Annotated in this window: 18 protein-coding genes; 12 read left to right on the plus strand and 6 right to left on the minus strand. The window is 60.4% G+C overall.

All coding sequences use genetic code 11. The annotated features are described in order from the left end of the window. Nucleotides 1-180: 180 nt before the first annotated feature. Nucleotides 181-1557 carry a cation:proton antiporter gene (locus SynA1562_RS00785; protein WP_186494319.1) on the plus strand — a complete coding sequence of 459 codons (1377 nt, stop codon included), beginning with the start codon at nt 181-183 and terminating at the stop codon, nt 1555-1557. A 2-nt stretch (nt 1558-1559) separates the two neighbouring features. On the opposite strand, the gene SynA1562_RS00790 is transcribed toward SynA1562_RS00785, so the two are convergent. Beyond that, nucleotides 1560-1910: a hypothetical protein gene (locus SynA1562_RS00790; protein ID WP_255445681.1), complete on the minus strand. Its 351-nt coding sequence runs from the start codon at nt 1908-1910 to the stop codon at nt 1560-1562. Nucleotides 1911-1930: 20 nt separating this feature from the next. Here SynA1562_RS00790 and SynA1562_RS00795 point away from each other — a divergent pair, with 20 nt between their 5' ends. Together SynA1562_RS00795 and SynA1562_RS00800 are read left to right on the plus strand one after the other, a co-directional pair. Further along, complete coding sequence (locus SynA1562_RS00795) at nt 1931-2851, plus strand: alpha/beta fold hydrolase (RefSeq protein ID WP_186494321.1); 921 nt, start codon at nt 1931-1933, stop codon at nt 2849-2851. A 17-nt stretch (nt 2852-2868) separates the two neighbouring features. Then, nucleotides 2869-3723 carry a galactose mutarotase gene (locus tag SynA1562_RS00800; protein ID WP_186494323.1) on the plus strand — a complete coding sequence of 285 codons (855 nt, stop codon included), beginning with the start codon at nt 2869-2871 and terminating at the stop codon, nt 3721-3723. Here the strand turns inward: SynA1562_RS00800 and SynA1562_RS00805 are convergent. Continuing rightward, on the minus strand, nt 3708-4859 hold the full coding sequence (locus SynA1562_RS00805; RefSeq protein WP_186494325.1) for an FAD-binding oxidoreductase: 1152 nt from the start codon (nt 4857-4859) through the stop codon (nt 3708-3710). The genes SynA1562_RS00800 and SynA1562_RS00805 overlap by 16 nt on opposite strands. A gap of 14 nt (nt 4860-4873) precedes the next feature. Between SynA1562_RS00805 and SynA1562_RS00810 the strand changes: the two genes are divergently transcribed. Next, nucleotides 4874-6220 (plus strand): four-carbon acid sugar kinase family protein, encoded by a 1347-nt coding sequence (locus SynA1562_RS00810; RefSeq protein WP_186494326.1) that lies wholly within the window; start codon nt 4874-4876, stop codon nt 6218-6220. On the opposite strand, the gene SynA1562_RS00815 is transcribed toward SynA1562_RS00810, so the two are convergent. After that, entirely contained in the window at nt 6119-7477 is a 1359-nt protein-coding gene (locus tag SynA1562_RS00815) for a (Fe-S)-binding protein (RefSeq protein WP_186494327.1), read from the minus strand. The genes SynA1562_RS00810 and SynA1562_RS00815 overlap by 102 nt on opposite strands. Nucleotides 7478-7511: 34 nt before the next feature. Next, on the minus strand, nt 7512-8936 hold the full coding sequence (locus SynA1562_RS00820; RefSeq protein WP_186494328.1) for an NADP-dependent isocitrate dehydrogenase: 1425 nt from the start codon (nt 8934-8936) through the stop codon (nt 7512-7514). An 81-nt stretch (nt 8937-9017) separates the two neighbouring features. On the opposite strand from SynA1562_RS00820, the gene SynA1562_RS00825 reads away from it, so the two are divergent. Then, nucleotides 9018-9968 carry a glycosyltransferase family 2 protein gene (locus SynA1562_RS00825; RefSeq protein WP_186494330.1) on the plus strand — a complete coding sequence of 317 codons (951 nt, stop codon included), beginning with the start codon at nt 9018-9020 and terminating at the stop codon, nt 9966-9968. Here SynA1562_RS00825 and SynA1562_RS00830 read toward each other — a convergent pair. Both SynA1562_RS00830 and SynA1562_RS00835 read right to left on the minus strand, forming a co-directional pair. Continuing rightward, the gene (locus tag SynA1562_RS00830) at nt 9951-11156 is read right to left on the minus strand and encodes a ChbG/HpnK family deacetylase (RefSeq protein ID WP_370593224.1); all 1206 of its coding nucleotides are present in this window, start codon (nt 11154-11156) and stop codon (nt 9951-9953) included. The genes SynA1562_RS00825 and SynA1562_RS00830 overlap by 18 nt on opposite strands. Beyond that, on the minus strand, nt 11156-11911 hold the full coding sequence (locus SynA1562_RS00835) for a 5'-methylthioadenosine/adenosylhomocysteine nucleosidase (protein ID WP_186494332.1): 756 nt from the start codon (nt 11909-11911) through the stop codon (nt 11156-11158). Before SynA1562_RS00835 ends, SynA1562_RS00830 begins: the two co-directional genes overlap by 1 nt. 113 nt (nt 11912-12024) lie before the next feature. Here SynA1562_RS00835 and SynA1562_RS00840 point away from each other — a divergent pair, with 113 nt between their 5' ends. The 7 genes from SynA1562_RS00840 to SynA1562_RS00870 all read left to right on the plus strand — a co-directional run bounded on the left by SynA1562_RS00840 (nt 12025) and on the right by SynA1562_RS00870 (nt 19426). Continuing rightward, the gene (locus SynA1562_RS00840) at nt 12025-12432 is read left to right on the plus strand and encodes a hypothetical protein (protein WP_186494334.1); all 408 of its coding nucleotides are present in this window, start codon (nt 12025-12027) and stop codon (nt 12430-12432) included. A 72-nt stretch (nt 12433-12504) separates the two neighbouring features. Beyond that, a complete protein-coding gene (locus SynA1562_RS00845) occupies nt 12505-13218 on the plus strand; it encodes a heme oxygenase (biliverdin-producing) (protein ID WP_186494336.1) in 714 nt (237 codons plus the stop codon). A gap of 16 nt (nt 13219-13234) precedes the next feature. Continuing rightward, nucleotides 13235-14272 carry a glycosyltransferase gene (locus SynA1562_RS00850; protein ID WP_186494337.1) on the plus strand — a complete coding sequence of 346 codons (1038 nt, stop codon included), beginning with the start codon at nt 13235-13237 and terminating at the stop codon, nt 14270-14272. A gap of 66 nt (nt 14273-14338) precedes the next feature. Next, nucleotides 14339-16177, plus strand: coding sequence for an ABC transporter ATP-binding protein (locus SynA1562_RS00855; RefSeq protein WP_186494339.1), 1839 nt, complete (start codon nt 14339-14341; stop codon nt 16175-16177). Further along, complete coding sequence (locus SynA1562_RS00860) at nt 16177-17364, plus strand: glycosyltransferase (protein ID WP_186494341.1); 1188 nt, start codon at nt 16177-16179, stop codon at nt 17362-17364. The genes SynA1562_RS00855 and SynA1562_RS00860 overlap by 1 nt, the downstream gene beginning before the upstream one ends. Next, entirely contained in the window at nt 17361-18380 is a 1020-nt protein-coding gene (locus SynA1562_RS00865) for an ATP-grasp fold amidoligase family protein (protein WP_186494343.1), read from the plus strand. The genes SynA1562_RS00860 and SynA1562_RS00865 overlap by 4 nt, the downstream gene beginning before the upstream one ends. A gap of 98 nt (nt 18381-18478) precedes the next feature. Next, the gene (locus SynA1562_RS00870; RefSeq protein WP_186494344.1) at nt 18479-19426 is read left to right on the plus strand and encodes a hypothetical protein; all 948 of its coding nucleotides are present in this window, start codon (nt 18479-18481) and stop codon (nt 19424-19426) included. Nucleotides 19427-19432: the final 6 nt, after the last annotated feature.

Genomic DNA, 19432 nt, shown 5'->3' on the forward strand with positions numbered 1-19432 from the left:
CCGTCAGGCCAAGGGTGCTCGGAGCCCAACTCAATGAATTGTCTGGACCGTAGCCATCACAACTGGGGCTGCCTGCAAAAAATCGAGCTTCTACAGCATCTCCAGTTAATTCGGCTCATCCAGCGAACAGTTCACCGGCGGAATGACCATTAAGGTTCGGCGTGAAACGTGCCCGGCTTGATGCTGCTGCCCACCCTGCTGAGCGAAATCAGCAGCCATGACTTCGAGGTCGCCGAAACGTTGATCGGTGTTCTGAGGTTCGTGCTGATCTTCATCGCAGCCCGGACTCTGGCTGAAATCCTTGTTCGGTTCGAACTGCCGACAATTCTTGGTGAGCTGCTGGCCGGCGTCATCATTGGCGCTTCCGGGTTGCATCTGCTGGTGCCACCGGAAACCCAGGTGCAACTGAGTGGGGCCTTCTCCAATGCCCTGGGGGGGCTGGCTCACGTTCCCCCTGAGGAAATTGGGTTGATTTACAACGAGAGCTTCGGGTCGCTTCGATCGGTTTCCAACCTCGGCCTCTATTCCCTGCTCTTTCTTACCGGTTTGGAGAGTGAGCTTGATGAATTGATGGCTGTCGGCGCCCAGGCCTTCTCGGTTGCTGTGGTGGGGGTTGTACTTCCGTTCGCCCTCGGAACCTTCGGCCTGATGGCTCTGTTCCATGTGGATCCAATTCAGGCGATCTTTGCTGGCGCTTCGATGACGGCCACCAGCATCGGTATTACCGCCAGCGTGTTTGGTGAGCTGGGTTATCTACGCACCCGTGAGGGCCAGATCGTGATCGGCGCCGCTGTACTCGACGACATCCTTGGCATCGTGATCCTGGCGGTGGTCGTCTCCCTCGCGGCAGGCGGCAGCCTTGAAATCGCTCCAATTGTTCAGCTCGTGGTGGCTGCCGTGCTGTTTGTGGTGGTGGCTCTTGTGCTGAGCCGCAAAGCAGCTCCCGCCTTCGACTGGATGATCGACCAGCTCAAAGCGCCGGGAGCAAAGCTGGTCGGCTCCTACCTGTTGCTGGGAGCCAGCTGCTTCATCGCCACGGCGATTGGTCTCGAGGCTGCCTTGGGTGCGTTCGCTGCTGGTCTGATCGCCAGCACCTCAAAGCATCGCCATGAGATTCAGGCGGCTGTCATGCCGATCGTGGGCTTGTTCGCAACGGTGTTCTTCGTGCTTGTGGGCGCCGGCATGGATCTTTCGGTGATCAACCCGTCCGATCCCGAAGCTCGTTCAGCGCTGGTGATCGCTGGCTTCATGTTCATTGTGGCCATCATCGGCAAGGTGGTCGCTGGCTGGGCCGTGTTCGGCAAGCAGAAAACCAACCATCTAGTGGTGGGGCTCGGGATGCTGCCCCGTGGCGAGGTGGGCCTGATCTTTTTGGGTCTTGGCACTGCTGCCAAGTTGCTCAGCCCAGGCCTGGAAGCGGCGATTCTGCTGATGGTGATCGGCACCACGTTCCTGGCACCGGTTTTGCTGCGCTTGGTGTTGAAGGGCAAGCCGCCTGAGGATGGCGATCAAGTGCCTGAGGAATTGGCAGCCGATCCTCTAGCGGGTGCCTCCTGAAATCAATCGGTTTTGCCTGCATTGGCAAGGATGAGCAACACACTCCAGCCCACGGCCACAACGCCAAGGCTGGAGGCCCAGCCTGGTCCCAAGGCCCAGCTGAATCCAAGCTGGGTCACCACGCCGGTGGCCAAGGCAAGCAGCAAGCTGCTGATCACCAGGGCCGGTTGACGCACCGATTCCGGGAGCTCACTCTCCTCAAGGCTGGATTCCAACGTGCTGAGCGGGCCGCTCAGCGGCACGTAAAGAGCGATGGCCCAGAGCAAAGCTCCGCGCCAGACGGAGGGGTCTGCCAGCGGTCCGCCCATTACCTCGTAGTTCAGCATCCAGGCCGCTCCAGTGCTGCTTAGCATCGCGTCCCTCGCAGCCGGCTGTGGATCGCGTCACCTGGAGCTATCTCGGCCACGCCGTGGACACGGTGCATCAGCATCCTGAGCAGGACAGTGCTGATCGCCCTGCCCTTCTGTTGGTCCACGGTTTTGGGGCATCCACCGATCACTGGCGCCACAACATTCCCGTGTTGGCCGAGACCCATGCCGTGCATGCGATCGATCTGCTCGGCTTCGGCAGGAGTGCCAAGCCGGCGGGCCTGAATTACGGCGGCGCTCTGTGGCGAGATCAGCTGGTGGCCTACGTGCGCGAGCGGATCGGGCGTCCGACGGTGATCGCAGGCAATTCCCTGGGAGGTTTTGCGGCCCTTGCAGCCGGAGCTGCCTTGGGATCGGACTGTGCGGGGGTTGTGCTGCTCAATGCCGCCGGTCCCTTCAGTGATGAGCAGAAACCGCCGCAGAGCTGGGGCGCCATCGCCCGCCAGAGCATTGGCACGGCCCTGCTGAAAAGTCCTGTGCTGCAGCGGCTGCTGTTCGAGAACCTGCGCCGGCCCGCCACGATTCGCCGCACCCTGAACCAGGTGTATTTGGACAAAACCAATGTCGATGACTGGCTGGTGGAGTCGATCCGGCGCCCCTCCCTTGACCCTGGTGCCTTTGGGGTGTTTCGCACCGTCTTCGATATTCCCCGCGGTCAGCCCCTCGACGAGCTCTTCGCGGAACTGACGGCGCCGCTGTTGCTGCTCTGGGGCATTCGTGATCCCTGGATCAACGCCCCCGGTCGCCGCTCCACCTTCCAGCGCCATGCTCCAGAGGCCACCACTGAGGTGGTGCTTGAGGCAGGGCACTGCCCCCACGATGAAGTGCCGGATCAGGTGAATGCGGCGCTGCTGCAATGGCTTGAGGGCCTCAAGTCGGCTGCGGCACCGACAAATTCTGATCTGCTGGCTAAGGGAGTGAATTAGACACCCCGCATCGGCGGATGCCCATGACCCTCACCCAGCAGTCGGCCCCCTACGCCCACTGGGACTTCCTGCATCCCAGCAGCGGTGATCGGTTGCGGATCATCCCCGAGCGGGGTGGTTTGGTGAGCAGCTGGGTTTGCGGAGGACGGGAGATCCTGTATTTCGATCAGGACCGCTACGCCGATCCCAGCAAAAGCATTCGCGGCGGCATCCCGGTGTTGTTTCCGATCTGCGGCAATCTCCCCGGTGACGTGCTCCCCGTGGATGGGGTTGATTACCCCCTCAAGCAGCACGGCTTCGCGCGGGATCTGCCTTGGCAGCTTCAGTTGCTGGACGATCAGAGCGGCGTGCGCCTCAGCCTCTCCAGCACCGACGCGACGCTGAAGGCCTATCCCTTCCCCTTCCGTTTGGAGATGGAGCTGCGCCCGGTGAGCTCTGCGTTGGAGATCTCCACCACGGTGCACAACTGTGGTGCTGTCGCCATGCCCTTCAGTTTTGGCTTCCACCCTTACTTCAACGTGAGTGATCTGGCCCAGACCCGGCTCATGGGTCTGGCGGAGCGCTGCCTCAACCATTTGGAGATGGCGGAGGCCGCCACCGCCGATCAGCTCAGGCGGTTGCCCGAGGGGGTGGATTTCCTCTGCCGCCCTGCTGGTCCGGTCACGCTGATCGACGACTCCACCGGGGTGAAGCTTGAGCTGCAGCATCAGGCGCCGCTGGATCTCAGCGTGGTCTGGACCGAACCCCCGCGGCCGATGGTTTGTCTGGAGCCCTGGACAGGGCCCCGGCAGGCGCTGGTTAGCGGTGATCGCAAGCTAGTGCTCGAGCCCGGCGCGAAGCAGACCCTCGCCTGTCGCTACAGCGTCTGCTGATTCACCCCCGGTAGCCGACCGCGGCTGAGTTGCAGTTTGGGGTCGAACTGGCGTTTCACCGCTTCGATCAGTGGACGGGAGGGACGGTCGAGCCAGGCCGGCACAGTTGATCCGGCTGCTCGTTTCAACAGCGTCATTTCACCGCCGAGGCGGATCACGCTGCGGCGCAACGCTTCCAGCTGGTGATCCGGAGTTGCCATATCGCACCAGCCATCGCCACAGCCGGTTCCGGCGGCCAGCTCCCAGCACCACGGCTTCAGAGCCGTCAAGGCCTCATCCCGCAGCAACTGTTGCAACTGGGCCGGCGGCAGCACCAGTCGCACCAGTTGTGCGGAGGGGCTGGCCTCAACGGATGTGGTCAGCGCATCGGCGCAGGGCTGGCGCTGGGCACTGAGCTGTTGTTGCAGCGCCAAACTCTCCAGCCGTTTCAGCTGGTCTTCCACCGCCTGCTCCGAGACGCTGCTCACCACCAGCCGTAGCTGCCAGGTGCCGTTGCCATTGTTGATCCAGTCACAGCGTTCTGGTGTGAGGCTGGAGCGCAGCAGTTCGCTGCGGAAGGCCTCCTGGTCCGCCAGCTCGCCGTCCACGATCAGGCTGCTTCGGGCGGGGCGCAGCGGTTGCAGCCGCAGAGTGAGTTCGGTGATCAGCGCCAGGCTTCCCCAGCTGCCGCAGAGCAGCCGCATCAGGTCGTAGCCCGCCACGTTCTTCACCACCCGTCCACCGGCGTGGGCTTCGGTGCCATCCGCACGCAAAAGGCCGATGCCGATGATCTGATCCCGCACCCCCAGATGGCGGTGACGCAGCCCGCCGGCCAGACCCCGGGCTACCAGGCCGCCGATGCTGCCGGGAGCGCCGGCTCGGGGCCAGTCAATCGGCAGCCATTGGCCCTGCTCTTTCAGCAGATCCTGCAGGTCCTGAAGCGGCAGACCGGCTTCCACCGTGATCGTCAGATCGTCTACGGCATGGTCGATCACCCGGTTGAGCTGACGGCAGGAGAGCACCTCATGGCGTGGATCCAGCGGCGGGCCCCAGTCCAGGCGTGTGCCCAGGCCACTGGGACTCCAGGGGATGCCGCTCTGATGCCACTGGTGCACCAGGTCGATCAGAGCGCTGCGGCTGGCGGGGGAATGGCTCACGGCACGATGGTGCCATGAAGGTTGTGGTCATTGACGACGATCCCACCGGCTCGCAGACGGTGCACAGCTGTCCGCTGTTGCTGCGCTGGGATGTCGACACCCTGCGCCGGGGACTGCGCCATGCGTCGCCGCTGTTGTTTCTGCTGGCCGACACCCGGGCGCTGACGCCCACGGTTGCAGCGGAACGCAACCGCGGCATTGCGGCGGCTTTGGATCTGGCGCTGCAACGGGAGGGATTGGGCCGTGATCAGGTGCTGCTGGTGAGTCGTGGCGATTCGACTTTGCGCGGCCACGGGGTGCTGGAGCCGGAGGTCTTGCAGGGGGCTTTTGGTCCCTTTGATGCCACCTTTCATGTGCCGGCGTTCTTGGAGGGGGGGCGCACCACCGTGAATGGGGTGCATCTCCTCCACGGGGAACCGGTGCACACCACGCCGTTCGCCCAGGACCGGCTGTTCGGCTTCAGCAGCAGTGATCTGGCCCGTTGGCTGGAGGAGAAAAGTGACGGGGCCATTGCCGCGGCTTCGGTGCTGCGCATCAGCGGTCGGGAGCTCGATGCCGGCTGTGGGGCGGGTTTGCCGCTGTTGATTGATCGCCTGCGTTCTCTCCAGGGCAATGCAGCGGTGGTGGTGGATGCCGAGCGGCAGGAGCAGCTCACCGCTCTGGCTGCAGCGGTGCGCGCCCTCCAAGGGCAGAAACGCTTCCTGTTCCGTTCCGCCGCCAGCATGGTGAAGGCCTTGGCGGATCCAGGTCCGCAGCCGCTTGATCCCAAGGGCTTGGCGGGGTTGCGCCGACTGGCTGCTGATGGAACGCCCCTGCCGGGATTGGTGATGGTGGGCTCCCACGTGCCCTTGGCGGATCAGCAGCTGGAGTTGTTGCTGCAGCGATCGGGTTGCCAAGGGATTGAGCTGCCGGTGCCGCGCATTGCCCGGGTGCTGGAACGGCCCACACCCGATCTGCTCCTGGCGGATCTGGAGAGGGTCTGGTTGCAGCAGCTGCAAGAGCTGCTGGGAGCAGGCCTCACGCCGGTGCTGTTCACCAGCCGCGGTGAGCTGCGCTGTGCTTCAGAGCAGGAGGGGCGGCGTTTGTCCTCCGCGCTGGCGGAGTTGATGGGTCGACTGGCGGCAGCCCTTGCTCCTGATCTGGGCTACCTGATCAGCAAAGGCGGTATCACCACCCAGACGCTGCTGGCCCGGGGCCTGGGCCTCGAGTCGATTCAGTCGGAGGGCCAACTGCTGCCTGGCCTGTCGCTGGTGCGTCCGTCAGCGGGCCCCTGTAGCGGACTGCCGATTCTCACCTTCCCCGGCAATCTCGGCGTTGCCGGCACGTTGAGGGACGCCTGGCAGCTGATGGAGGCCGGCTGAGGCTGCCAGCAGTTCCATCGGATGCTGCACCCGGGCCCGATCGCCCAGATGGCGCCGCAGCTGCAGGGTGCAACCGATGTTGGCGCTGGCCACCAGTTCGGCGCCGGTGCTGCTGAGGTCATCGGCCTTGATCCGGCCCAGTTTGGCGGCTTCCTCCGGTTGCACCAGGTTGTAGATGCCGGCACTGCCGCAGCAGACCCCCGCCTCGGTCGCTTCCCGCAGCTGGATGCCGGGGATGGCGCGCAGCAGCTGGCGCGGCTGGGCCTGGATTCCCTGGCCGTGAATCATGTGGCAGGCGTCATGCATGGCCACCACGCCGGGTAGAGGTTGCAGTTGGGCGCGGAATGTCTCCAGCAGGCCGCGGTCCGCCAGGAATTCCTGCACATCCAGCACCGGAGCGCGGAAGGCAGTGTCGCCGTTCAGCAGCCCGCCGTAGGCCTTCATCGTGTGGCCACAGCCTGAAGCGGCCACCAGTACCGCATCCAGGTCTCCCTGGATTGCGTTCATGCTGCGGATGAGATCCGTCGCCAATTGGCGGGTGAGTTCCAGCTCTCCTTGGTGATGGCTCACCGCCCCGCAGCATCCCTGTTCCGGTGGAATCACCACCTCAAATCCGTTGGCCTGCAGCACTTTCACCGTTGCGCTGCTGACGCTGGGATCGAAGCAGCGCTGCACGCAGCCCAGCAACAGCGCCACGCGGCCGCGGCGATCACCGCTGGCGGGATTGATCTGGGGCAGTTGGTCGCTGAAGTTCTCCGGTACTAGGGGCGGCAGCAGCTGTTCCATCGCTTCGATCTCCGGCCCGAACAGACGGGTGAGCCCGGAGCGGCGGACCAGCTGTTGCAGCGGTGTGCCGGCATAGGCCCGCAGCGGCTGGAGCAGGGCCCGTAGGCGCTTGGGGTAGGGCAGCACCTGCAGCAGCAGCCTGCGAAAACTGGTTTGCCAGCTGCTGCGCTGGTTGGCCTGATTCAGCTTGGGCCGGGTGGCCTCGATTAGCTGGTCGTAGCGAACCCCGGATGGGCAGGCGGAAACACAGGCGTAGCAGCCCAGGCAGGTGTCGAAATGGCTGGCGACCGTGGCATCCAATTCCAGCTCCCCGGCTTCGATCGCCCGCAGGGCATGGATGCGACCGCGGGGGGAGTCCATTTCACTGGCCAGCACGCGATAGCTGGCACAGGTGGGCAGACAGAAGCCGCAGTGCACGCAGGGGTCAGCGGCGCCGGCGGGAAGTCCGGGGAGCTGGGTGGAAGAGGCCATCGCCTCAGTTTGGCGTGAATGCCAGCTCTGGCGATCAGAAGCGCTTGATGACCGCTTCGGCGAAGCCGCTGCAGCTCACTGGATCCACCTGGGGTTCCATCAATCGGGCCAGGTCGTAAGTGACCTGTTTGTCCGCGATGGCGGCACTGAGGCCCTTGGTCACCAGATCGGCAGCTTCCTGCCAGCCGAGGAACTCCAGCATCATTACGCCGCTGAGGATCACTGAGCCCGGGTTGATCCGATCGAGCCCGGCGTGTTTCGGGGCGGTGCCGTGGGTGGCTTCGAAGATGGCGGCGTTCTCGCCGATGTTGGCCCCGGGGGCCATGCCCAGGCCACCGACCATTGCAGCGGCGGCATCGGAGATGTAGTCACCGTTGAGGTTGAGCGTGGCGAGGATCGAATACTCCTGGGGGCGGGTCTGGATCTGCTGGAAAATGCTGTCGGCGATGCGGTCATCCACCAGCACCATCTCCCTCCACTTGCCGCCACCGTGGCTGCTACCGATGGCGTCGATCACCGCCTGCACCTCGGCATCAATTTCAGCTTTTTTCTCCGGGGTCAGGCTGTCGTAACCGGGCTCGATCATCCGGGCGTTGGCCTGAACGCTCAGGTTGGGTTCCTTTTCGAGGTTGCCGAGAATCCAGCTTTCCCGCTCGGTGATGCACACGTGGCGGAATTCTGTGGTGGCCAGCTCGTAGCCCCAGTCGCGGAAGGCTCCTTCCGTGAACTTCATGATGTTGCCCTTGTGCACCAAAGTCACATGGCGCTTGTCGCCCTGAAGACGCAGGGCGTGCTGGATCGCCTTGCGGATGTGGCGCTGGCTGCCGGCTTTGCTCACCGGCTTGATGCCGATGCCGGATCCCTCGGGGATCTGACGCTTGCCCAGCTTGCCGTTGGCGGGGATGACCACCTCGTTGAGGTGCTTCCGCAGCTCTTGACCGACGGCGTCATCGGCTTCCCATTCAACCCCCATGTAGATGTCTTCGGTGTTCTCCCGGTAGACGATCACGTCCAGATCCTGGGGACGCTTGTGGGGGCTTGGAGTGCCCTCGTAATAACGGCAGGGGCGCACGCAGGAATACAGATCAAAGATCTGGCGCAGGGCCACGTTCAGCGACCGGATACCGCCACCCACCGGAGTGGTGAGGGGGCCTTTGATGGCCACGCCGTAGGCGCGGATCGCCTCGAGGGTGTCCTCCGGCAGGTACTGGTAAGTGCCGTAGAGGTCGCAGGCCTCATCGCCGGCGTAAACCTTGAACCATTCGATGCTCTTGCTGCCGCCGTAGGCCTTGGCCACAGCCGCATCCAACACCTTCTGCGTGGCTGGCCAGATGTCCACGCCGGTGCCATCACCCCGGATGAAGGGGATGATCGGGTTGTCGGCCACAACGGGTTGGCCGTTCTCGAAGCGGATTGGTGTGCCCTGGCTGGGGGCGGTGAGCTTCTCGAACTGGGCCATGGCGGTTGGTCGGGCGTCAGCAGGCCGAGCCTATGACTGAGCCGGGAGCCTTACGGTTCAAACAGTGCAGACCGCGCATTGATGGCCAGCGAGCAGGTATGGGTGGTGGCGGCCTGCTTCAACGAAGCCGAGGTGATCAGCGCCTTCATTGAGCGTGTGTTGGCCTTGCCGGAGGTGGACCATCTGCTGCTGATTGATGACGGTTCCTCCGATGCCACGGTTGCTGTGATCCGTGCCTGGCAGCAGAGCCATGCCAATCCTGCCGTCACGCTGTTGGAGCTCACCCGCAACTTCGGCAAGGAGGCCGCGATGCTGGCGGGGTTGGACTACGCCAATGGCCGCTGTGCCGCTGCGGTGCTGATCGATTCCGACCTGCAGCACCCGCCGGAGCGGATTCCCGCCATGGTCCAGGCCTGGCGAAACGGGGCTGAGGTGGTGACCGCGGTGAGGGACGACCGCGATGCTGAAGGGCTCGTCAAGGTGGCCACGGCGTCTTGGTTTTATCGGGTGTTCAACCGCTTGGTGGATTCGATCCAGCTTCAGGAAGGGGCGGGCGACTTCCGGCTCTTGAGTGCTCCAGTGGTGGAGGCGGTGACCCAGTTGCGTGAGGCCACGCGCTTCTCCAAAGGATTGATGCCTTGGACTGGTTACCGCAGCGAGGAGATCGCCTACAGCCGGGTGGCCCGCGTCGGTGGCACCACGTCTTGGAGTTCCCTCAAGCTCTGGCGCTATGCGCTGGACGGCATCTTTTCCTTCACGGTCAAGCCCCTGAAGGTCTGGGGCGTGATCGGTGTGCTGATTTCATTCCTGAGTTTTGTCTATGCCGCCCTGATCGTGTTGCGCACCCTGGTTTTCGGTATCGACCTGCCGGGCTACGCCTCACTGATCGTGGCTGTTCTGTTCCTTGGGGGAATTCAGCTGATTGGCATCGGGGTGCTGGGCGAGTACATCGGTCGGATCTACATCGATGTGAAACGGCGTCCGCACTATTTCGTTAGAGCTGTGCATCAGGGCTCAAAGCTGTTGCGCTGAGCTCCACTCTTTCTGGCGGTTGGTGGAACTGAAAAAAGCCACAGACTGCTGAAACGCCGCCTGATCCATTCCCGACGCAGCATTAGGGAGGGCTGGGTGGATCAGAACAACCGGCTGTGCAGCACGTTCCTCAGTGATTGAGCTGTAGGCCGTTTCCCAGCAGCGGCGAAAGGCTGTTCCGAACATTGATCCACTGAACAGCACTCCGGCGAAGCGCCGGTTGGTTTGAAGCCCGGCCCGGCGTAGGCGCGGGATGGCCAGCCTGCTCAGCAGTCGCAGAACCAGCCACTTCAGCAGACCTCCTGTCTGCAGGCTGCGCCACCAGAGTTTCAATGGCAGGCCTTCCGGCAGGGGTTCCCGCGTCGTACGCACCCAGGTGATTGATTCGTCGCTGGCCAGATCCAGCACCGCATCCAGCACAAGCGGAACCAAATGGATGTGTTGGTGGCCATCGAGGCGGATGTGTCGCAGCCCCGTGAGCTGGCGGTAGCGGCTGATCTGCTGCAGCAAAACCGTGCGCAACTGGGGGGCGATGCGCCGCCGTTGCCACGGCATGAAGGAGGCCAGCAGCAAGGTCCCGAATCCGGTTGGGATCTCTGGGCAGTCGGGTAGGCCATGCCCCTCGGTGAGACAGACATGCAGGCTGAGCGGTGGTGGGTCGGCAAGATCACGCCACGCCTGCATGGCGGCGGTCGCAGTGGGACCATTCACCAGAAGACTGGCCCCCTGAAGCCGCCCGCTTTGGGCCAGATCGAGGATGGCCGCATCGACGCCCTCCGCCAGGCCGAGGTCGTCTGCATGGAGAAGCGGTGGATGCCCCTGCTGGTGCTGGCGGGCCTGAGCACTGAAGCGAGCCGCTCGGCTCCAGATCAGGGCGTTGAGCAGGGTGGGTGTGAACACCAGCACCAGGGTCGGGGCCTTGAGCAGTGGCAGCAGGGCACAGACACTGATGTTGACCACGTATTGCAGCAGCAGCCAGCGACGGGCGAACTGGCGTCCGCCGGTCTCTTCTCGGAACGTCAGCAGTGCATGGCCGAGATATCCCGCGACGGAGGCGGCCAGAAAGGCAATGGGATTGGCCAGGCTCAGGCTCATCCACTGGCCCAGCAGCAGCAGTACGCCGATGTGGACGGCTGCGGCAGTGCCACCCACCAGGCCGTAGCGCAGCATGCGGTTCAGCACAGGCATCATGCGCAACGTCGAGGTGCGTCCTTGCAGCGTTTCAGCAGGGCCTCAATCAGCCGCCAGGCCTGCTGTTCGTAGCGCTTGACGAAATCTTCGAAGCTTTGGGCGGCCGTTTCGTCGGCACCATCGGAAATCACCCGCAGCACCAGCCAAGGCACACCCTCCTGCTCGGCCACCTGCGCGACAGCAGCACCTTCCATCTCAACGGCCTGCAGGTCGGGCAGGGCATCCCGCAGCGCCTGCAGCACCGCTGGATCTCCGATGAAGCGATCCCCCGTGGCGATCAGACCGCTGCTGGGCCGTGCGAATCCCTTCAGGTCGCCTGCATTGTGGGCCTCCAGCAGAGCGGTCTTGGCCCAGTCGAACCAGGGCGGCTGCGGTTGGAGCCGGTCCTGGTTCAGTGCTGGCAGCGTGAAGCGTGGGAACAAGGGCCGGGCATCCATGTCGTGCTGCACCACGGCATCAGCCAACACAACATCCCATTGACTCAGGGCCGGATCCGCAGCGCCCGCAACGCCAGTGAACACCAGCAGATCGATGCTGGGATCGCTGGCCAGCAGGCGAGTGGCGGCCCGCGCAGCGCTCACCTTCCCCCAGCCGCTCCAGGCCAGGCTCAGGCGAACCTCGTCGCCCCACGATCCCCTGTGGATTCTCAGATCGCCGTGGTCGCTGCAGCTCAGATCCTTCAGGTGGCTGAGATCAGAGCCGATCTCTTCCGGCATGGCGCCCAGTAGGCCCAGGTGCAGCGGTTGCGTCATGGTTTCGTGAACCTCGCGCAACCGTAACGGCGACCTCTTGCATCTCCCTCCACACTGTGCGGAATGACGAGGTTGCAGTGAACGCGGGCGAATCGGTACACAGCGTGGCCCGGATGCGAGCGCTTGCATCCACGATCACGCTTGTGCGTCGTCAATTTCCCGCTGCACAGGCCAACCTCAGCCCCTGGCGGGACGACCCGCAGACCCGACAGTGGACTGAGACGGAATCGCTGGACCTCTCGTTTCACTTCCCTGGCTGGAGTCCAAGGCTGGAATGCCGCAGTTTGCTGATGCAATTGCGCATCAGCACGGATCGTGGTGACGACCAGCTGCGCCTGTTGGGGGTGTTGATGCGGGGCATGACCTACGACGGCGAACGCTGGCGCCTTGCCACGGTTGGTGAATGGTTGCCGGAAGGCCCCCACCTGCCTCAGCAGCAGCAGGTGAAGCAGCTTCAGCAGATCTGTCGCGAGCTGTTCGAGCTCTTTGATGGAACTGCTGCGTGCGAACCAGCGGCGTAACCCTTCGCAACGCACAAAGCCGTCCTGCCTGGAACTCCTTTTAAGTTCGAAGTCAGGCCGTTTCTCGTCATCATGTCTGTCGCCCTTGCTGCCCAGCTCCGGGAAGGCACGAAAAAGTCCCACACTATGGCCGAGAACACCGGCTTCGTGAGCTGCTTTCTGAAGGGAGTCGTTGATAAGGCCAGCTACCGCAAGCTGGTGGCTGATCTCTATTTCGTTTACTCCGCCATGGAGGACGAGATCAGCAAGCTGACGGATCATCCCGTGGTTGGTCCTGTCGCCATGGCCCAGCTGAACCGTCGTGAGGCTCTTGAGCAAGACCTCACTTATTACTTCGGTGACAGCTGGAAGGACAACATCCAGCCCTCCCCCTCTGCAGCGGCCTATGTGGAGCGCATTCACGCTGTGGCCAAGGACTCTCCCGAGTTGTTGGTGGGTCATCACTACACCCGCTATCTCGGTGATCTCTCTGGTGGGCAGATCCTCAAGAACATTGCCCAGAAGGCGATGAATATGGATGGGGATGATGGCCTGCGCTTTTACGTCTTTGACGACATCGCCGATGAGAAGGCGTTCAAGACGACCTATCGCTCTGCGATGGACACGCTGCCGATCGACCAGGCCATGGCCGATCGCATCGTTGAGGAGGCCAATCACGCCTTCCACCTGAACATGAACATGTTCAAAGAGCTGGAGGGCAACCTGGTGGCCGCCATCGGCAAGGTGCTGTTTGGTTTCCTCACCCGCCGTCAGCGGGCCGGCAGCACGGAGGCGGTTGCGGCCTGATTCGCTGCCTAAATCTGTGGCCCCTGCGCTTGTCCGCTTTCTGGTTCCCGGCACCAGTGTCAAGTTCCGGTGTGGCGGACTGAGCGTCGAACGGCAGACCGCCCGCCTGGTGGCGAATTTGTGCCCGACAGAACTGGTCACTTATCGCGAGCGCTCACCCGATCATCCGTATCTGGATGACTGTCTTCGCGATGAGCCCACTGATGCTCAGGTTCTCTGGGTGGTGAGCTGGGGCTTTGATGTTCCTGGCTTGATCAGGCGCTTGAGCGGTCGAAGGGTTGTGTATCACGCCCACAGCAGCCAGTACGGCTTTGGCTTGCCGCCGGGGGTTCCTGTGTTGGCCGTGAGCCGCAACACCTTGGGCTACTGGGGGAACAAGGCTCCCCGCAATCCCTTGTTTCTGGTTCCGAATGCCTTGGACCAGGTTTGGCTGGATCGTGGCAACCGTTCGGCAAGCCAGCGTCGCCCGATCGATGTGCTGGTGCAGGCCCGCAAGAGCAGCCCCTACGTGCTGAAGCAACTGGTGCCGGCGTTGCGACAGGCTGGCCTGGTGGTGGAGGTGCAGACGGGCTGGGTGGATGACTTGGTCGATCTGTTCAACCGCTCCACGCTCTACCTCTACGACTCGGCGGAGTACTGGCGTGGCCGCGGCGTGACTGAGGGTTTTGGGCTGCCACCGCTGGAGGCGCTGGCCTGTGGCTGCGTTGTGTTCAGCAGCCTGAATCATGCTTTGGCCGACTACGGCGACCCCGGGCACACCCTGCATCAGATCGGTTGTGGGCGGCTGCTTTTCGACGTTGAGCGGATCCAGGCTGCTGCTGCATCTCCTCAGGTCTGGCGGCCCTCCCGCGATCGTTTGGAGGCCCTCCTGCGGGAGTGTTCGGAAGCTGCGCTGTTGGAGCGCTGGCGCGACGCCCTCGCTCACCTGGAATCTCTGAAGGCTGTTTCAGGTCCACCCCTCAGCACTCCTCCCACGTGGCGGTTACGACTGCAGCAGCTGCTCGCTCGGCTGCAGCGAGTGGTCAATCGGTTGCCCGGCTGGCCTTGCAGATAGTTCAGCCTGATCTTCGCCGCGTACGGTCAGTTCACAGGTTGATGTGTCGGTTCTGGCTTGGGGAAGATGAGCCGCCAGTTTCCAAGATTTTCGCTGCAGAGTCAGACCTGGAAAGATGTCTCTGCGCTGCTGGGCAAGTTGCCGGCGCGGCGGAAGTGGTTGGTTGGGTTCGTTCTTCTTGCTTCGTTTTTTCAAGGCATTCTTGACCTTCTTCTGATTGCCTTTTTGGCTCGATTTGTGGGCCTTTTTTCAGGGGCAAAGCTTGCAGATCGTTTGCCTGGGATTTGGGTCTTTGGGGGTGGAATTTTAGATCAAACAGGTTGGTTGTTAGCACTATTGATTGCCTCTTTCTGGCTCACGTCTTTCGTGCGTTTTTCTGTGTCTTTGATGCAAAGTTTGTTGAGCGCGGAGATTTGGAACGATCTTGTTAATCAAGTTTATCAAAATGTTCTGCAGCAGAGGTATGAATTTTTTATAGAAAATCGTACCGCCAATCTCTCCGAAAAATTCAATCGAATACTCAATAGTGTTTCGACGAAAGTTGTCATTCCTTTAATTGCGATCGCTGGCAATGCTTTGTCGGTGACTTCGTTGCTGATTGGGGTTGTTTTTGTTCTTGGTTATCAGGCTTTGGCCATCTTCATGTTGATGTTGCTGGCCTATGCCATTGCCTCAATGCTCATTACTCCCTATTTGAGATTGGCGACCAAGCAGCGAGTCCGTTATGGCCGCCGTATCAACCTGTTGTTGATGGAGTCGTTGAGATCCATTCGTGATGTGCATCTTTACTCCGCTGACCAACATTTTGCAACTCGTTTCTCTTCTGATGGTGTCATCGCAAAACGATATGACCGATTAACGCGACTGCTTCCTGATGTGCCGCGCTTCGTGATTGAACCTGCCGGAATCTCCATTTTATTTTTAATCGGCTTGGCTCCTGCTGTTTTGAGCGGAGATTCGAGCGATGTGCGTAATGCGATACCTGATTTGTTCGCTATCATGTTCACACTGTTGAAAATTTCTGGGCCGCTTCAGAACACATTCCGCAGCCTGAATCGTTTGCGAGGTGGTCTCCCGGAGATCAAAGATGCACTTGATTTGTTGGATCTAAAGCCCGAACGGCTTCTTCTGGCTTCTCCAGGTGTACCAACCCCGGAAGGGCTGATGCCCCGTCGTCTTATTCAGCTGAAGGATGCCAGTTTTTCGTACCGCCGCAGTGACAAATTAATTCTCGATTCAATTAATATTTCCATTCCGGTCGGATCTCGTTTTGCCCTTGTGGGGCGCACCGGAAGCGGGAAAACAACAATTGCCCATCTGCTGTTGGGTTTGTTGCAGCCGTCCTCCGGCCAGCTCATGTTGGACGGTATTCCTGTGAGTCCGCAAGATTTGCCAGCATGGCAGGCCAATTGTGCTTTGGTTCCTCAAGACATTCGTCTTTTTGATGGAAGCATTCGCGATAACGTTGCTTTTGGATTGGATAGCGATTCGATCGATGATGAAGATATTTGGTCGGCGTTGAAAACGGCTCAGTTCGATGATGTTGTTGCTCAAATGCCTTATGGCCTTTACACCATGATTGGTGAGAATGGCGTGAAATTGTCTGGCGGGCAGCGTCAGCGTCTTGCTCTTGCGCGAGCTTTTCATCGTGGAGCCAAGGTTCTGGTCCTCGATGAAGCGACCAGTGCTCTCGATAATAGAACTGAGCATGATGTGCTCCAGGCTTTGGATCTGGTTGGGCGTCGTTGCACAACGATTGTGATTGCCCATCGCTTATCAACGGTGAAAAAGTGTGATCGGATTGTCGAGATTGAAAACGGCAGGATCCATGCTCAGGGTGATTTTGTTTCTCTGTGCGATAAGTCAGAGACGTTCAGAGATATGTATCGCATTGAAAATACTTGATGGCAGATATTGTTCTGCTCTCAACGGCCGATTGGGATCATCCACTCTGGACCAACAAACAGCATGTTGCATGCTCGCTCGCCGCTGAAGGTGAACGAATTTTGTATGTTGAATCCCTTGGTCTTCGCTCTGTTCAAGCCAAAACTCAGGATTTAAGAAGGATTCTCCGGCGGATGTTGCTTGGATTTCGTCTTGTTCGACAGGTAAGGCCGGGGATTTGGGTACTTTCGCCGTTGGTTTTGCCCGGTGGCTCCCATGGGATGGCGCTACGCCTTAATCGGTTGATGCTCCGTTGCAGCATTGCATTGGCGTGTCAGTTGTTGCGTTTCCGTTCCCCTTGGTTGTGGACATACAACCCGTTGACGTTGCTTTATTTGCCGTTGCGGGGTTTCGATCTGTCGATTTATCACGCGGTTGACGCAGTTCAAGAGCAACCCTGCATGCCCAAGGCTTTGATTGAATCCGAGGAAGCCCGCTTGTGTCGCTCCGTCGATCAGGTCTTTACGACATCGCCTTATCTGGCTGAACGACTGTCCAGGTATACAGATCGCGTCTGTTATGAACCCAATGTGGCTGACCGGGACCATTTCTCAGGTGCACTTGCATTGCGCCAGGACCCGGCGTTCCTTGCTCCTGAGGGATTGGCTCGTATTCCGGAGCCCAGAATTGGTTTTGTTGGTGCGATCAGCAGCTACAAACTCGACTTCGGGTTGATCCGCGCGGTGGCGAATCGCCATCCTGAGTGGCAATTCGTCTTTGTCGGGCCCCAGTCAGAGGGAGAGCCCAGCACAGATCTTTCCCAGTTGTGTGGTCTCGAAAATGTGCACTGGCTTGGCCCCAAGCCCTACAGCCAGCTTCCTCGGTTTTTGGCTGCCTTTCAGTGCTCCTGGTTGCCATTGCAGTGCAATGCCTACACAAAGGCGATGTTTCCGATGAAATTTTTTGAGTATCTCTTTGCTGGTCTGCCGGTAGTGTCCACACGGATTCATTCTCTCCTTTCCTTCGATTCCATTTGCCGCCTCTGCCCACCGGATCCGCTGGAGTTCAGTGAGCAGCTCCAACAGGTTTTGGCAGGAGAGGGCCCGACTCTTGATGAGCGATTAAGCGGGATCGAGGGTTACACCTACGTCAGTCGAACGCGCCGCATGCTGAAGCTGCTTCGCACTCAATCGGGACGCATTCGATGAAGCAGCAGTTCCTGCTCATGTTGGCTTCTGGAAAGAGTTGGCTGAAACATGCAGCACCGGTGATGTTTGCGTTGCTGAAATCGTTAAACCAGAGTCGAAAGCGGCTTTGGGCGATTCCGTTTGTGTATGGCTTGCGTGGCCGTTGTTTCGTCTTGAAGGAACGTTGCATGGGCTATCCGGCTTTGCGGCGGCAATTCATCGAAAAAACTGGATATGAGATGGATCTGAAATCTCCTCGCAGTTTTAACCAGAAGATTTCATGGCTCAAGCTTCAGCGTGTGACTCCGCTCCACGTTCAGGCGGTGGATAAAGCCACTGCTAAGCAGCTCGCTTTGGCCTGGGCGAACGAACATGGCGTGGCGCTTCATGCTTCTCGAACCCTTGCTGTGGTGTCTCGTCCAGCTGAGATCCCATGGGCTTCCCTGCCACCCAGGGTGGTGTTGAAGGCAACGCATGCGTCTGGGGCTGTGCAGTTTGTCGATCGCACGCGGGGAGATTTTTCTGAATCTTTAGAGCCACTTTTGAGATCGTGGCTTCGACATCCCTACGGGGTTTATAAGCATGAGTGGGTCTACTGGCCCGTGCGTCGTCGCTTGCTCGTGGAGGAGTGGTTGGATGCAGATCGTGAGTCTGGATTGGTTGATTACAAATTTCATATGAGTCGTGGTCGTTGTTTTGCGATTCAGGTGAATGAAGGATTTCAGACTGACGAACGAACCCGTGCGATCTTGACGCCGGATTGGCAGCCATACGATGTGCGCTGGATTTACGCGCGTCCTCTTTCGTTGCCACAGTGTCCTTCAAATTTGGCTGATATGTTGAATATTGCTCGGCTTTTTTCTCGGGAATTTCCCTACATCAGGATTGATTTGTATAATCTCCCGAGAAAAGATGGCGGATTTAATATTTATTTTGGTGAATTCACTTTTTTCCCTGCCAGTGGTTGTGTAGATATGAATCCACGTTCGTTTGACTACTGGCTGGGTGAACAGATCATGTTGAGGACATCGTTGTGATTCGACTGATTGATGTCGGCCGCCTTAGACATGCGTTGCGCGTTCTTGTTTTTCGGTTCACTGGTGGAAGGCTGACGTCAGCCTTAAAGAGCTATCGCTTGTTTGAAGGGAGCCTTCGCCTTCACCAATACCAACAGGCCTCTTCGATTGCCGATACGGCGTGGCGCCGCTGGCCGGAAGCGATTGATGTTGTTTCGATGCAGTGCACGCTGGCGTTCAAGGCCGGTGCGCTACCTGAAGCCTTTGCGTTGTTGGATCGCTGTTTGTCTGCTTCGGACTATCGGGCTGTAGATCGGGTGCTTTTTCGCACCGGATCACGCCCCCGTGACCTTTACCAAAGCGACGAGGTCTTTCGTTCCCTCTCGCAGCGTGCTGATCTCGATTTCACCCGGCGCTCCTACGCCCTCGTCGCAGAGGCCTATCTGATTCTTCGCCTGAAGAATGCGGCCCGTGCAGAGGAGTTGGTTGCTGCTTTGGAGGACAGGGCCGAGAAGCTGCGCAGCAATCCAGCAACAACCCGTTGTTCGCAGTCCAATCGGCAGAATCTCGGGAAGCTTTATGTGTCGATCGGAAGCGCTCTCTATCACCTGGCTCTCCTTCAGGGGGACATGGCGTTGATGGCGCGGTGTTGGCAGCGCTTGGCTGATTTCAGCCAAGCGATCGACAGGGAGCACATGAATGCTGACGCTTTGTTTCGCATGTCCAGCAACCTCGGCCGAGGCCTTGCCCTTGGCTTTCTGCTGGATCCCCGTCACCACGGAGGGGTCCGCGTCGATGCGTTGGCTTTGTTGAGTGCTTGGGTTAGCGCCAACGCCGCTGGGCTCGTCACAAGGCGACACGTCAAGGGAAGGACGCCTCAGGAAAACCATCTCCTCTTCCTTGAGGCTCTTCGGGACAGTTGTGAGGAGCTCCACCAGGCCGGTGGCTCCGTCACCCCGCAGGCTTGCCGTCATTGGGCTCGACTGCTGAATCACTCGTCTGAGCGAAGCTTGACGGACACGATCGCGACGTTGGTGCAGCGGCAACTAACGGACCCCGAGCCGTGACGGCTG

It is taken from the genome of Synechococcus sp. A15-62 (genome assembly GCF_014280075.1).
Lineage (GTDB): Bacteria > Cyanobacteriota > Cyanobacteriia > PCC-6307 > Cyanobiaceae > Parasynechococcus.

Excerpts from the sequence above, each read along its gene's own strand:
- SynA1562_RS00785 (WP_186494319.1), top strand. The coding sequence starts at position 181 with ATGCTGCTGCCCACCCTGCTGAGCGAAATCAGCAGCCATGACTTCGAG.
- SynA1562_RS00790 (WP_255445681.1), bottom strand. The coding sequence starts at position 1,910 with ATGCTAAGCAGCACTGGAGCGGCCTGGATGCTGAACTACGAGGTAATG.
- SynA1562_RS00800 (WP_186494323.1), top strand. The coding sequence starts at position 2,869 with ATGCCCATGACCCTCACCCAGCAGTCGGCCCCCTACGCCCACTGGGAC.
- SynA1562_RS00810 (WP_186494326.1), top strand. The coding sequence starts at position 4,874 with ATGAAGGTTGTGGTCATTGACGACGATCCCACCGGCTCGCAGACGGTG.
- SynA1562_RS00815 (WP_186494327.1), bottom strand. The coding sequence starts at position 7,477 with ATGGCCTCTTCCACCCAGCTCCCCGGACTTCCCGCCGGCGCCGCTGAC.
- SynA1562_RS00820 (WP_186494328.1), bottom strand. The coding sequence starts at position 8,936 with ATGGCCCAGTTCGAGAAGCTCACCGCCCCCAGCCAGGGCACACCAATC.
- SynA1562_RS00825 (WP_186494330.1), top strand. The coding sequence starts at position 9,018 with ATGGCCAGCGAGCAGGTATGGGTGGTGGCGGCCTGCTTCAACGAAGCC.
- SynA1562_RS00830 (WP_370593224.1), bottom strand. The coding sequence starts at position 11,156 with ATGCCTGTGCTGAACCGCATGCTGCGCTACGGCCTGGTGGGTGGCACT.
- SynA1562_RS00835 (WP_186494332.1), bottom strand. The coding sequence starts at position 11,911 with ATGACGCAACCGCTGCACCTGGGCCTACTGGGCGCCATGCCGGAAGAG.
- SynA1562_RS00840 (WP_186494334.1), top strand. The coding sequence starts at position 12,025 with ATGCGAGCGCTTGCATCCACGATCACGCTTGTGCGTCGTCAATTTCCC.
- SynA1562_RS00845 (WP_186494336.1), top strand. The coding sequence starts at position 12,505 with ATGTCTGTCGCCCTTGCTGCCCAGCTCCGGGAAGGCACGAAAAAGTCC.
- SynA1562_RS00855 (WP_186494339.1), top strand. The coding sequence starts at position 14,339 with ATGAGCCGCCAGTTTCCAAGATTTTCGCTGCAGAGTCAGACCTGGAAA.
- SynA1562_RS00860 (WP_186494341.1), top strand. The coding sequence starts at position 16,177 with ATGGCAGATATTGTTCTGCTCTCAACGGCCGATTGGGATCATCCACTC.
- SynA1562_RS00865 (WP_186494343.1), top strand. The coding sequence starts at position 17,361 with ATGAAGCAGCAGTTCCTGCTCATGTTGGCTTCTGGAAAGAGTTGGCTG.